We start from the raw sequence: 12,995 nt of genomic DNA on the forward strand, positions 1-12,995 counted from the left end.
GAGCGTAAGTCCTCGTGGCACGTAGATCTGTTCCACTGCACCGGATCACCCCCCTGTGGAGTACCGGCGTGACACGATCTACCGCATGTCGGTGGTGTCTTCGGTGCTCGTCCCTTACGCGTCCTACCTGCGGGTGTACGAGCCGCTCGCCGCCTTCCGGGAACCGGAGCGGAGTCACTGGACGCGTTATGCCCAGCGCTCCGAGCTCCCCACGGCCCAGGACGAACTGCGTCGCTCGCTGGCGGACCTGGTTCCCACACCCCCGGTCGCGGTTCCGGTGCACGAGAGCGACGACGCCTTCGTGGCGCTGGTCGACGGCGTGGTCTGCGTCTGCCCGTGGCGGACCCGGATGCGCGGATGGATGGCGTTGAGCGAACTGGGGGGTCTGTTTTCGGCCACCGTGCTCGACGCGGTGCTGCCTCCGGTGGTGCGGGGGCAGGCGGTTGCGGACTACGAGCGGTGGGCCGAGCGGAACCCGGACGCCCGTCCCTGGATCAGGACCACGGTGTGGCACGTACCGGTGCGCTGGTTCGTGCTCTTCGACGACGACGAGCGGGAGTACGTCGCCGCCGGTGCCGGCGGCGGCCGGGCGCTGATGCGCTACCGGACGCCGATGGTGCAGGCCAGGCGCCGGCTGGCGAGGGCGCTGCGGACCCTGCGGGAGACCGTCGACGAAGGGCCGCTGACCGAGGGGCTCGTGGAGGTGGGACGCTGGCTGGAGGAGTTCCATCCCCGCGCCCTGGTGGAGCTGGACTACGGCGGCCTGGTGCACGCGCTCAGCGGTGAGCGGCTCGCGGCCGACCGCTCGGCCGCGGACGTGGCCGAGGGCATCGCCGCCCTGCGCGCCGGGGACACCGATGCGGCGGGTGTGGCGTACGGCCGTCTCGCCGAGCGATGGCGAGCCGTACGGGACCTGCAGTCCTCCAACTAGCCCGAAGCCGTGTGAATCGGAACGCACCGCCGCATAGAGGCGCTATCGGCAGGGAAGGTACACCGTGTGAGGTGTCCGACATCTGCGGGCGCCGAGGAAGCGCGGCGGAGGTGAACGGAGATGCCCTGAGGGGATCTGACGGGCCGTGAACCGCCGCCGGGTGTGACGCGTGTGACAGGCGAGGCGGGAAGTGGCCCATGTGGCGCGGGACCTACGTCCCGAACCGGGCCTTTGCCTCAAGCGTGATGGATAGCACTAACGGGGCCCTTGCGCCCTTCCCTACTCCTCATGCCAAAATAGGACAAGGAGTCCGGGGAGGGCTCTGTCCGTCCAACTATGGGCGGAATGCTCCGCATTGCACGCTATGGGGGGTCTGACGACTTCTGACGACTCCTGGTTGTCCTGTGACTGATCGTTACTGGGGCGTGACTGTCCGCTATGGCATGGTCCATCGGCTTCCGTCGCTGATGAACACCTGGGAGGGCAATTCCATCGGTTTGGCCGACGTGGCTGGACGGATGGTGTAGTTGTAGTGCCGAGGACAAGCCGTTCGTCCTATAACCGACTCGGCCCGCGTCCGCCATTTCGGGCAACGCGGGTCAAGGTGCAGAATTTAGAGGAAAGAACCGAGAAGGTTCGGTTCTCCCGAGGAGGCCGCTCATGACCGCTCGCACCCCTGATGCCGAGCCGCTGCTGACCCCGGCTGAGGTTGCCACGATGTTCCGCGTGGACCCGAAGACGGTCACCCGTTGGGCAAAGGCTGGCAAGCTCACGTCCATCCGCACGCTCGGTGGACATCGCCGGTACCGCGAGGCAGAGGTCCGCGCACTGCTTGCGGGTATTCCGCAGCAGCGCAGCGAGGCCTGACACACCCCTGTCGCCGCAGCCACAACAGGGAACTGAAGGGTCCCCCAACCCTTGGTGTTCCCACTCATAGCTCCATACGACGGGCGCCTGCCCCAACGGGCGCCATGCCTGTGACATGCGGGTACGTCGTTGAATCGCGCTGGACTCCGCCGGGTCCAGCGCGATTTTTCATGCCCGGGGGCATCCCGGGGGCGTGCCGGAGGTGTCCCCGGGGCGTGTGCCGGGCGCCGGATGCCCGAGGAGTGCCCGAAAGGGCCCGGACGGCTGCCCGAACCTGCCGACGGGTCGGTTTGCGGGGATGTCCGCGTGCGGGTGTGGGCGGGCCTGTTCGGGACTGTTCGCCCGGTTCCCTGGCGTCGTGGGCCGGCTCGGGCGGAACGGCCCGGGATGTACGTGAGAGCAGTGCAATTGCACATATTAAATTCGTCAGTTGTAGGAAGTGCGTAAAGTCCACCCTGTCCAAAACTGATGGAGTGACTCCCGTCACAGTGGCGTGGCGTGCCACCTACGAGCCTGCCACTGTGCGAAGGCGGCCGGGCGGGGCAGTTGGTCATGCGGCGGGAGGGCTTTGGTCCTTCTCCGGCTCCTCCGGCTCACCCGGAGAGGGGTGCGGGCCGGTCTTCGCCCCCCACTCCCTCGCGGGGGCTTCGGCGGCGGTCTCCGGGGCCGGCGGCGGATCGTCCGCCGTGCGGGGCTCCTGCGACCTGTACGGCGCCTGTGGGGCCGTCAGGGGCTCCATGGCGAGCCGCAGCAGGCGATGGCAGATCGGGCAGTGCCGGGTGAGGTGGCGGTAGCCGGAAGCTGCCGCCAGATGGGCGCGCAGCAGCGCGCGGGTCTCGTGCCTTTCCGTGGGCGCAGGCATGCGTGCGGCCTCCCGGTGGACCCGGCCGCCCCGCGTCGAGGGAAACAGGGGCGGACTCCGTCCTACGGAGTTACTCGCGGCGCGCGCCCGCGTCAAGACGCACGAAAGCCCGGATCCAGGGGATCCGGGCTTTCGTCTACTGCGGTCCTGACGGGATTTGAACCCGCGGCCTCCACCTTGACAGGGTGGCGAGCACTCCAAACTGCTCCACAGGACCAGGTTTTCGCTTCCGGCCTTGCGGCTGGCTGCGAAGACAGACTCTACAGGAGGTCCCGGGGCCAGGTCGAACTCACTCAGCGTGCGGACGCCACTACGGCCCGGTGGAGGGCCCGTTCACGGTGCCGCCGCGTCGATCGCCTTCACGATCCGCTTGTCCGACACGGGCTGGGCGGTGCCCAGCGCGTGCGCGAAGTAGCTCACCCGGAGCTCCTCGATCATCCAGCGGATGTCCAGGACCTCCTGGGGCACGGGCCGTCCCTGCGGGAGCTGTTCGAGCAGCCAGGCGTACTCGTCCTGCATCTCGTGGACCTTCTCCATGCGCGTGGTGTCGCGCTGGACGTTCGTCGGCATCTGCTGGAGCCGGCGGTCCTCCGCGACGAGGTAGCGCATCAGGTCGGGCAGCCTGCGCAGTCCGGTCGCGGTGACGAAGCCGGGCGGCACGAGGCGGGCGAGGTGGTCCCGTACGTCCGTGACGTTGTTGATCAGGACCAGGCTGTTCGTGGACTTCAGCCGGCGCTCGCACGCCTGCCAGGCCGCCAGGATCTGCTGCACCTGGCCGATCGTGCGGACGGTGAGGTCCACCAGGTCGGCGCGGACCTTGTCGTACAGCTTCCGGAACGACGCCTCGTCCCAGGCCGGGCCGCCGTGCGCGGCGATCAGCCGGTCGGCGGCCGCCGTCGCGCAGTCGTCGAACAGCGCCTGGACGGAGCCGTGCGGATTGCGGGACAGCGCCAGCTTCTGCTGGTTGCTGAGCTTGTCCGAGGCGAACTTGGCCGGGTTCACCGGGATGTTCAGCAGGATCAGCTTCCGGGTGCCGCGCCACATCGCCTGCTGCTGCTCTGCCTCCGTGTCGAAGAGCCGTACGGCCACGGTCTCGCCCTGGTCGACGAGGGCCGGGTACGCCTTCACCGGCTGGCCCGCCCGCCGGGTCTCGAAGACCCGGTTCAGGGTGCCGATCGTCCAGTCGGTGAGCCCCGAGCGTTCGACGGACTCGCCGGAGGGCCCCGCGGTGGCGGCCGCGGCCTTGGAGAGGGCCTGGCGCGCCTTGGGGCGCAGCTGGATCTTCAGCGCCTCCAGGTCCTTGTCCTCGGCGACCTTGCGGCGCCGTTCGTCGGTGATCCGGAACGTGATCTTCAGATGGTCCGGGATGCGGGTCAGGTCGAAGTCGTCGGCCGTGACGGGCACACCGACCATCCGCTGGAGCTCACGGGCGAGCGTGAGCGGCAGGGGCTCCTGGAGGGGGACGGCACGGTCGAGGAACTTCGTGGCGTAGTTCGGGGCCGGGACGTAGTGCCTGCGGATCGGCTTGGGCAGCGAGCGGATCAGCTCGGTGACCACCTCTTCGCGCAGGCCCGGGATCTGCCAGTCGAAGCCCTCGGAGGTGACCTGGTTGAGCACCTGGAGCGGGATGTGGACGGTCACACCGTCGGCGTCCGCGCCCGGCTCGAACTGGTAGGTCACCCGGAATTTGAGCTTCCCCTGGCGCCAGGAGTCCGGGTAGTCGTCCTTGGTGACGGCCCCGGCCTTCTCGTTGATGAGCATCGAGCGCTCGAAGTCGAGCGCGTCGGGCTCGTCACGGCGCTTGTGCTTCCACCAGGAGTCGAAGTGCGCGCCGGAGACGATGTGCTCGGGGATGCGCTGGTCGTAGAAGTCGAAGAGCGTCTCGTCGTCCACGAGGATGTCGCGGCGCCGGGCGCGGTGCTCCAGCTCCTCGACCTCGCCGAGCAGTTTGCGGTTGTCGTGGAAGAACTGGTGGTGCGTGCGCCAGTCCCCCTCGACCAGGGCGTTCCGGATGAACAGATCGCGGGACGCCTCCTGGTCGATACGGCCGAAATTGACCTTGCGCTGGGCGACGATCGGCACGCCGTAGAGCGTGACCCGCTCGTACGCCATGACCGCGGCCTGGTCCTTCTCCCAGTGCGGCTCGCTGTAGGTGCGCTTCAGCAGGTGCTGGGCGAGGGGCTCGATCCACTCGGGCTCGACCTTCGCGTTGACCCGCGCCCACAGCCTCGACGTCTCGACCAGCTCGGCCGACATCACGAAGCGCGGCTGCTTCTTGAACAGCGCGGAGCCCGGGAAGATCGCGAACTTGGCGCTGCGGGCACCGAGGTACTCGTTCTTCTCGGTGTCCTTCAGCCCGATGTGCGACAGCAGCCCGGCCAGCAGCGAGGTGTGCACCGCCTGCTCGGGAGCGTCCTGGTCGTTGAGCTCGATGCCCATCTGCTTGGCGACCGTACGCAGCTGGGAGTAGATGTCCTGCCACTCACGGATGCGCAGGAAGTTCAGGTACTCCTGCTTGCACATCCGGCGGAAGCTGGAGGAGCCGCGCTCCTTCTGCTGCTCCCGGACGTAGCGCCACAGGTTGAGGAACGCCAGGAAGTCGGACGTCTCGTCCTTGAAGCGGGCGTGGTTCTGGTCGGCCTGGGTCTGCTTCTCCGAGGGCCGCTCGCGCGGGTCCTGGATGGAGAGTGCCGAGGCGATGACCATGACCTCGCGGGCACAGCCGTTCTTGTCGGCCTCGATGACCATGCGGGCCAGGCGGGGGTCGACGGGCAGCTGGGAGAGCTTGCGGCCCAGCGGGGTGAGGCGCTTCTTCGGATCCTTCTCGCCGGGATCGAGCGCTCCGAGCTCCTGGAGCAGCTGGATGCCGTCGCGGATGTTGCGGTGGTCCGGCGGGTCGATGAAGGGGAACTTCTCGATGTCGCCGAGGCCGGCCGCGGTCATCTGGAGGATGACGGAGGCGAGGTTGGTCCTCAGGATCTCCGGGTCGGTGAACTCCGGACGGGTCAGGAAGTCGTCCTCGGAGTACAGCCGGATGCAGATGCCGTCCGACGTACGGCCGCAGCGGCCCTTGCGCTGGTTGGCGCTGGCCTGTGAGATCCGCTCGATCGGCAGCCGCTGCACCTTGGTGCGGTGGCTGTAGCGCGAGATGCGGGCGTTGCCCGGGTCGATCACGTACTTGATGCCGGGGACGGTCAGCGAGGTCTCCGCGACGTTCGTCGCCAGGACGATCCTGCGTCCGGTGTGGCGCTGGAACACGCGGTGCTGCTCGGCGTGCGAGAGGCGCGCGTAGAGGGGGAGCACCTCGGTGTGTCTGAGGTTGCGTTTGTTCAGCGCGTCCGCCGTGTCGCGGATCTCCCGCTCGCCCGAGAGGAAGACGAGGACGTCGCCCGGGCCCTCGTGGTCCAGCTCGTCCACCGCGTCGCAGATCGCGGTGATCTGGTCCCGGTCGGAGTCCGAGGAGTTTTCCTCCAGGAGGGGGCGGTAGCGCACCTCCACCGGATACGTACGCCCGCTGACCTCCACGATCGGCGCCTCGCCGAAGTGCTTGGCGAAGCGCTCCGGGTCGATGGTCGCCGAGGTGATGACGACCTTCAGATCGGGGCGCTTGGGCAGCAGCCTGGCCAGATAGCCGAGCAGGAAGTCGATGTTCAGCGAACGCTCGTGCGCCTCGTCGATGATGATCGTGTCGTAGGCGAGGAGCTCGCGGTCCGTCTGGATCTCGGCCAGCAGGATGCCGTCCGTCATCAGCTTCACGAAGGTCGCGTCCGGGTTCACCTGGTCGGTGAAGCGCACCTTCCAGCCGACGGCCTCCCCGAGCGGGGTCTTCAGCTCGTCCGCGACGCGCTCGGCGACCGTGCGCGCGGCGATCCTGCGGGGCTGGGTGTGCCCGATCATGCCCCGGACACCGCGCCCCAGTTCCATGCAGATCTTGGGGATCTGCGTGGTCTTGCCGGAGCCGGTCTCGCCCGCGACGATCACGACCTGGTGGTCGCGTATCGCCTCCAGGATCTCGTCCTTCTTCTGGCTGACCGGAAGCTGCTCCGGGTACGACAGAGCGGGCATCCGCGAGGCGCGGCCCGCGAGCCGCTCGGACGCCTTGCCTGCCTCGGCGGAGATCTCGTCCAGAACGGACTGGCGGGCCTCGGGCTTACGGATGCGTCGGGCACCCTCGAGCCGGCGGCCGAGCCGGTGCGCGTCGCGGAGCGAGAGCTGCCCGAGCTGGGACTGGAGATCGGCGAAGGAAGTAGACATACGGACCCCAGGATCTCACCCGGGCGCGAGGAGTGGCGAACGCATTTCACGCGGGCCCTGTCACGCCCACCCGCGGGCCGGTCACGTCCAGCCGCCGGCCGGTCACGTCCACCCGCGGGCCCGGTCACGTCCAGCCGTGGACGCGTCGCTCCCCGCCACCGGTCCGCCACGACGGTGGTCACCGAACGGGATGGCGTGGTGACAGGACGTACTATTCCGGGCAGCTGATCACCCGGTCCCCACGTGAGGCGGTGCCATGTCCCGGGGCATACCCGCAGCCGCCGAACTCTCCGTGCCGAGGGTGCAGGCGGACCCCGCGTCTCTCCTCCCCTCCCCCCACGCACTCGCACGGAGCGCCGCATGCCCACGCCCACCCGTCCCTCGTCCTCCGCGAAGAAACCGGTCCTCCTCGGCCTCGTCGTCGTGATCGCCGCCGGGCTGCTCGGCTTCGTCTCCTACCGGGCCACCGCCCCCGAGGACCAGGGCTCCGGTACTCCGGCCACCGTGACGACCAGCGGCCCGGACTCCGACCTCTACCGGCAGCTGGCGGAACTGGCCAGGCGCGACGCGGACGACAAGCTGGCCCGGGGCCGCACCGACGCCCCGGTCGTCCTCATCGAATACGCCGACTTCCGGTGCTCCTACTGCGGGAAGTTCGCCCGGGACACCGAACCCGAACTGATCGAGAAGTACGTCGAGGACGGCACCCTGCGCATCGAGTGGCGCAACTTCCCGATCTTCGGCAAGGAGTCCGAGGCCGCCGCCCGTGCCTCCTGGGCCGCCGGACAGCAGGACCGCTTCTGGGCCTTCCACCGGGCCGCCTACGCCGAGGACGCCAAGGAGAAGGGCTTCGGCCCGGCGCGTCTGCGGGTCCTCGCCCAGCAGGCCGGGGTGAAGGACCTGGACCGCTTCGCGCGCGACACCGAGAGCGCGGAGGCGAACGCGGCGGTCGGCGCCGACCGGGACCAGGCCTACGGGATCGGCGCCACGTCCACCCCGTCCTTCCTCATCAACGGCCACCCCGTGGCGGGAGCGCAGCCGACGGCCGTCTTCACCCAGGCCATCGAGTCCGCGGCGGCGGAGGCCGCGAACGTCGGAAGCGCCGGGGACCCCGCGAAGTGACCCCGGACATCGGCTACTTCGCGGCCCTGCTCGGCGGTCTGCTCGCCCTGCTCAGCCCATGCGGCGCCCTGCTGCTCCCGGCCTTCTTCGCGTACTCCGCCGGCACCGCCTCGCGGCTGCTGGCCCGTACGGGGATCTTCTACGCCGGGCTCGCCACCACCCTCGTCCCGCTGGGCGCGGCCGGCTCGTACGCCGGACGGCTCCTCCACGGCCACCGGGACGCGCTCGTGCTCGGCGCGGGCTGGCTGATCATCGCCCTCGGCCTCGCCCAGATCCTTGGCCTGGGCTTCGCCTCCCGCCGGATCGCGGCGGTCGGCGGACGTATCCGGCCCACGACCGCGCTGTCCGTGTACGCCCTGGGCGCGGTGCACGGGCTGGCAGGATTCTGCGCGGGCCCGATCCTCGGCAGCGTCCTCACGGTGGCGGCGGTCAGCGGCAGCCCCGTCTACGGAGGGCTGCTGCTCGCCGTCTACGCGCTGGGCATGGCCGTGCCGCTGTTCGTGCTCGCCCTGCTCTGGGAACGCTTCGACCTCGGCCACCGGGCCTGGCTGCGCGGCAGGCCGCTCCACGTGGGCCGCTTCGGACTGCACAGCACCTCGCTCCTGTCCGGCCTCCTGTTCATCGGGCTCGGCGCGCTCTTCCTCGTGTACGACGGGTCGGCCGCGCTGCCCGGACTGCTGGACGCGGACGCCTCGTTCGCCGTCGAGCAGTGGGCCCAGCGCCTCGGGGAACGGGTGCCGGACGCGGCGGCGCTGATGGCCCTGGTGGCCGTGGTGCTGGTGGGGCTGACCGTGCAGGCGGTACGGCGGCGGCGTAACGGCCGGGCGGGAACGGGCTGAGCCGGCGGGTGGCGTACGACGAAGGCCCCGTCCTGTGGACGGGGCCTTCGGGTGGTGGCTGGGGCCGGGATCGAACCGGCGACCTATCGCTTTTCAGGCGATCGCTCGTACCAACTGAGCTACCCAGCCACGCAGCTCATACGGGCTGCAGCGGTCCTGACGGGATTTGAACCCGCGGCCTCCACCTTGACAGGGTGGCGAGCACTCCAAACTGCTCCACAGGACCTGGCTAATGTGCGAGACAAGTCTCGCACACGGTAAAGCGTGCCCCCAACGGGATTCGAACCCGTGCTACCGCCTTGAAAGGGCGGCGTCCTGGGCCACTAGACGATGAGGGCTAAGGGCCCACCTGCGCGCTTTCCAGCGCGTCGGGGACGTGAGAAGCATATGTGATGGCAGGAGGTATCGCCAAAACGGTTTAGGGGGAGGTCGTGGAGGGGCTCGGAGAGGGCGGGGGAGTCTTCAGGTTCTCCTCCGGCAGATGGCGGCTGACCTCGGCGGTCGTCAGGCCGAGGCCGCCGAGGGTGATCTCGTCCCACGCCTGGAGATGCCGGGTCGTGCGGTCCAGGTAGAGCACCGAGGCACGCACCTTCTCGGGCTTCTCGTTCTGCACGGCACGCAGTCCGCCGCCGCCCGCGGAGCCCTCGACCTTCAGCCGCGTGCCCAGGGGGAGCAGCTCGTTGACCCGGTGGTGCACATGGCCGGCCAGGACCAGCGGGACCGTTCCGTCCGTCTCCCGGGCCGCGTTCGGATCGTGCGCCACCGCGATGTCCACCGGGGTGCCCGCCCGCTTCTGGTCGCGGATCGCCGAGGCGAGGCGCATGCCCGCGAGCTGCTCGGCCGCCTTGCCGCCCGTGGGGCGCGTGCGGTCGGGGGTGAACTGCGGGTCCCCGGTGCCCGCGATGCGCACACCGGCCACGGTGACGGCCCTCCCCTCGTCCAGGACGTGCACGTTCTTCATCTTCTCCAGGTAGGCCTGGGTCTCCTTCGAGTCGTGGTTGCCCCGCACCCACACATAGGGGGCTCCGAGGTCGCGGGCCGGGTCGAGGAAGCCGTTCTCCGCGGCCGTCCCGTGGTCCATCGTGTCCCCGGAGTCGATGATCACGTCGATCTCGTACTGCTCGACGAGCGAGCCGATGATGTGCCAGGCGGCGGGGTTGAGATGGATGTCGGAGACCTGGAGGACCCGGATGGTCGCCGGGTCCGGCTGGTAGACGGGGAGCGTGGACGTGGCGTCGTAGAGCTTGGTGACGTTGGTGACGAGCCTGGCCAGTTCCTGCTGGTAGACGTCGAACTCCGTGACGATCGACCGGGCGTCGCCGACGACCGAGGGGGCGCTGGAGAGCAGCCCGGAGAACTTCGGCTCCAGGACGGACTTCGGGTTCCAGGTGGCGTACGCGCTGATGCCCGAGGCGGCCAGCAGCGCCAGGGCGAGCCCCCCGGCGGCCAGGGCCCTGCGCGGACGGCGGTAGACGAGGAGCCCGAGCGCGGTGGCGCCGGAGACCACGGCCACGCAGGAGCGGACGGCCAGCTCACGGGTGCCGGTCGCGACGTCGTCGGTGACCTCGTCCTGGAGTCCGGCCAGGCGTTCGGGGTGCTTGACCAGGGCCTGCGAGCGCTCCGGGTCCAGCTGGTCGACGTCCACGTCCAGGCGGACCGGGGCGTGGTGGGAGTCCAGCTCCAGCGCGCCGAGCGGCGACACGTTGATCTTCGTGCCGCCGCTCACCGAGGGCCGCAGGGTCATGGTGGTGTCCATGGGGCCCACGGGCGTACGCACGCTTCCGACGACCAGCAGCCCGAGCCACGCCCCCAGGACGACCACGGCCAGCAGGCCGAACCCGCGCTTCCAGGGGTGCGCGGCGGGCACGAGTCCGCCTGCCGGGGCGGCGGTACGCGAGCGGGAGCGGCGGAGGCGGCGGACATGGGCGGCTGCGGCGTGGAACGGGCGTGCCATTGGGCGCGTATGCCCCGTTCGGGCGGCAGGCATGCGGGCCGACGGGCCGGGGTGGGCCGGGCGGGTGGCCGGGAGGACGGGCGGGGCCGCCCGTCCGGGGCGTGCGTACGTGACAATGGCGGAGTGCTGGAGATGACGCGCGAGGAGTTCGAAGAGCTGGTGAGCCTGGCTCTGGACCGGGTCCCGCCTGAGCTGATGCGGCTGATGGACAACGTCGCGGTGTTCGTGGAGGAGGAGCCGGAGGACCCCGAGGACCGGGAGCTGCTCGGCCTCTACGAGGGCACGCCGCTCACCGAGCGCGGCGAGTGGTACGCCGGGGTGCTGCCGGACCGGATCACCATCTACCGCGGGCCGACGCTGCGGATGTGCGAGACCCGCGAGGACGTGGTCGCCGAGACGGAGATCACCGTCGTCCACGAGATCGCCCACCACTTCGGCATCGACGACGAGCGGCTGCACGAGCTGGGGTACGGATGATCCCGCCCCGGCGGGTCCTGGCGGCGGTCGCGGCGGGCGGCGCGGCCGGGGCGACGGCGCGTTACGCGGCGTCCCTGGCCTGGCCCGCCGCCGAGGGGGAGTTCCCCTGGACGGTCTTCGTGGTCAATGTGTCGGGCTGCGCCCTGATCGGCGTACTGATGGTGCTGACCGTGGAGACGGGCCGGGTGACGCGTCCGCTGGTGCGGCCGTTCCTGGGGGTCGGGGTGCTCGGCGGGTTCACGACGTTCTCGACGTACGCCGCCGACGTGTCCGGCCTGCTGGTGCGTCAGGAGGTGGCGCGGGCCGTCGCGTACATGGCGGGGACCGCTGTGGCGGCGCTTCTCGCGGTGTGGGGCGCGGCGGTGCTGACCCGGGCGCTGGTGGACCGGCTCCCGGCGGGCCGGCCCGGCGGTGCGGCGTGAACTGGCTGCTGGTCGCCCTCGGGGGCGCGGTCGGGGCCCCGCTGCGCTATCTGACGGACCGTGCGGTCCAGGCGCGGCACGGGGCCGGGCTGCCGTACGTGTTCCCGTGGGGGACCTTCACCGCCAACGCCGCGGGGAGCCTCCTGCTCGGGCTGCTGACCGGGGCCGCGGTGTCCGGGCCGGCGCACCACTTGCTGGCCACGGGACTGTGCGGGGCTCTGACGACGTACTCGACGTTCTCGTACGAGACGCTGCGGCTGGCCGAGACGGGCCGCGGCTTCCTCGCGACGGCCAATGTGCTGGCGTCGCTGCTGGTGGGGCTCGGGGCGGTGTTCCTGGGTGTCGAACTCATGGGCGGTTTCGGGGTGTCCTGAGGGGCGGGCCGGAGGGCCGGCGCGTGTGCGGGTGTTGTGTCCGGGCGTGTCCCCGGCGGGGGCAGGGGAGTTGAACACATCGCTCCCCCCTCACCGCCGTCCCTCTCCGCTCCGGAGGTGCACCCCGTGCGCCAGTTGTCCGTCCGCGTCCGCCGGGCAGCCGTCAGCGTGCTGACGATCGCCGTGTCCACAGGCTGTATGAGCGTCGGCGGCGACGCCGGGAAGCCCGAGCCTCCGCACCCCTCCGGACGGAAGGGGGCATCGGACAGCCGCCCGGACGGCGGGACCGTCTCGGGCACCGGCCGGTACGGCGGCCCCGGCGACCGCCGCGCGGAGGCGCAGTCCGACCGGGGCGCGTCCCGGAAGCCGGACGGCAAGGCCTCGGGCCGCCCCTCGGCCACCCCGGGGGCGGCGCGGCCGGAGCCCGGCGGCCCCGGTACGCCGGAACCGACCCTGGGAGGCCACCTGCCCACCCCGGAGCCCAGCGCGCCCGGTCCGGCCGAGCCGACGCCCCCGCCGGTCACCCCGGAGACGCCGCCGCCCTCGCCCGAACCGGAGCCGTCGCCTCCTCAGGAGCCGCCCTCGGCCTCGCCGGCCGCTCAGTTCCGTACCGACGCGATGGGGCCGCGGGGCCGGGTGGAGGTGTGGCCGACCCCGGTGGCATCACCGCAGGTCGCGCCGGTGTGAGCGGGGGCTCGGCGGACCCGGTTTGCGCGAAGTGGGGGAGGGTGCGTATGGTAGTAGATCGTTTGATCCCATTGCCCGGCGCCGACACAGAAGAGCGCCGTGTGGCGCGTACTCTCCCTTGCCGTGGCTGGACCGCATTGAGGCGGTCGAAATTGCGAATCACGGAGTTACGGGCGCGTGCCGAGACTCCGGAAGGTTTCGCATTT

11 protein-coding genes and 4 tRNA genes are annotated in these 12,995 nt (G+C 70.6%); 8 read left to right on the top strand and 7 right to left on the bottom strand.

The genetic code is table 11. The features are described from left to right. Positions 1-85 precede the first annotated feature (85 nt). Positions 86-931 (top strand): hypothetical protein, encoded by an 846-nt coding sequence (locus AMK10_RS27925; RefSeq protein ID WP_073751071.1) that lies wholly within the window; start codon positions 86-88, stop codon positions 929-931. Positions 932-1,591: 660 nt separating this feature from the next. Further along, complete coding sequence (gene bldC / locus AMK10_RS27930) at positions 1,592-1,798, top strand: developmental transcriptional regulator BldC (RefSeq protein ID WP_003949541.1); 207 nt, start codon at positions 1,592-1,594, stop codon at positions 1,796-1,798. Positions 1,799-2,348: 550 nt separating this feature from the next. Here bldC and AMK10_RS27935 read toward each other — a convergent pair. The 3 genes from AMK10_RS27935 to hrpA form a co-directional block, all read right to left on the bottom strand. Next, positions 2,349-2,660, bottom strand: a complete 312-nt coding sequence (locus AMK10_RS27935) for a DUF6274 family protein (protein WP_079180889.1) — start codon at positions 2,658-2,660, stop codon at positions 2,349-2,351. Positions 2,661-2,802: 142 nt separating this feature from the next. Beyond that, positions 2,803-2,877: transfer RNA gene (locus AMK10_RS27940), tRNA-Asp, on the bottom strand. 116 nt (positions 2,878-2,993) lie between these two features. Further along, a complete protein-coding gene (gene hrpA, locus AMK10_RS27945) occupies positions 2,994-6,914 on the bottom strand; it encodes an ATP-dependent RNA helicase HrpA (RefSeq protein ID WP_073750915.1) in 3,921 nt (1,306 codons plus the stop codon). A 360-nt stretch (positions 6,915-7,274) separates the two neighbouring features. Between hrpA and AMK10_RS27950 the strand changes: the two genes are divergently transcribed. After that, positions 7,275-8,036, top strand: a complete 762-nt coding sequence (locus tag AMK10_RS27950) for a DsbA family protein (RefSeq protein WP_073750917.1) — start codon at positions 7,275-7,277, stop codon at positions 8,034-8,036. Beyond that, positions 8,033-8,875: a cytochrome c biogenesis CcdA family protein gene (locus tag AMK10_RS27955; protein WP_073750919.1), complete on the top strand. Its 843-nt coding sequence runs from the start codon at positions 8,033-8,035 to the stop codon at positions 8,873-8,875. Before AMK10_RS27950 ends, AMK10_RS27955 begins: the two co-directional genes overlap by 4 nt. A gap of 52 nt (positions 8,876-8,927) precedes the next feature. Here the strand turns inward: AMK10_RS27955 and AMK10_RS27960 are convergent. From AMK10_RS27960 to AMK10_RS27975, 4 genes are all read right to left on the bottom strand, one after another. Continuing rightward, positions 8,928-9,004, bottom strand: a tRNA-Phe gene (locus AMK10_RS27960). A gap of 22 nt (positions 9,005-9,026) precedes the next feature. Beyond that, positions 9,027-9,101 (bottom strand) — tRNA-Asp (locus tag AMK10_RS27965). Positions 9,102-9,140: 39 nt separating this feature from the next. After that, positions 9,141-9,213, bottom strand: a tRNA-Glu gene (locus AMK10_RS27970). A gap of 80 nt (positions 9,214-9,293) precedes the next feature. Further along, on the bottom strand, positions 9,294-10,829 hold the full coding sequence (locus AMK10_RS27975) for a metallophosphoesterase (RefSeq protein ID WP_073750921.1): 1,536 nt from the start codon (positions 10,827-10,829) through the stop codon (positions 9,294-9,296). Positions 10,830-10,952: 123 nt separating this feature from the next. Between AMK10_RS27975 and AMK10_RS27980 the strand changes: the two genes are divergently transcribed. The 4 genes from AMK10_RS27980 to AMK10_RS27995 all read left to right on the top strand — a co-directional run bounded on the left by AMK10_RS27980 (position 10,953) and on the right by AMK10_RS27995 (position 12,789). Beyond that, entirely contained in the window at positions 10,953-11,306 is a 354-nt protein-coding gene (locus AMK10_RS27980) for a metallopeptidase family protein (RefSeq protein WP_015578045.1), read from the top strand. Continuing rightward, positions 11,303-11,728 (top strand): fluoride efflux transporter FluC, encoded by a 426-nt coding sequence (locus AMK10_RS27985; protein ID WP_073750923.1) that lies wholly within the window; start codon positions 11,303-11,305, stop codon positions 11,726-11,728. Before AMK10_RS27980 ends, AMK10_RS27985 begins: the two co-directional genes overlap by 4 nt. Continuing rightward, entirely contained in the window at positions 11,725-12,102 is a 378-nt protein-coding gene (locus tag AMK10_RS27990; protein WP_073750925.1) for a fluoride efflux transporter FluC, read from the top strand. Before AMK10_RS27985 ends, AMK10_RS27990 begins: the two co-directional genes overlap by 4 nt. Positions 12,103-12,228: 126 nt before the next feature. Next, positions 12,229-12,789: a hypothetical protein gene (locus AMK10_RS27995; RefSeq protein WP_073750927.1), complete on the top strand. Its 561-nt coding sequence runs from the start codon at positions 12,229-12,231 to the stop codon at positions 12,787-12,789. Positions 12,790-12,995: the final 206 nt, after the last annotated feature.

Origin of the sequence: Streptomyces sp. CB02058 (genome assembly GCF_001905505.1) — a bacterium.
In the GTDB taxonomy this organism is placed as follows: Bacteria; Actinomycetota; Actinomycetes; order Streptomycetales; family Streptomycetaceae; genus Streptomyces.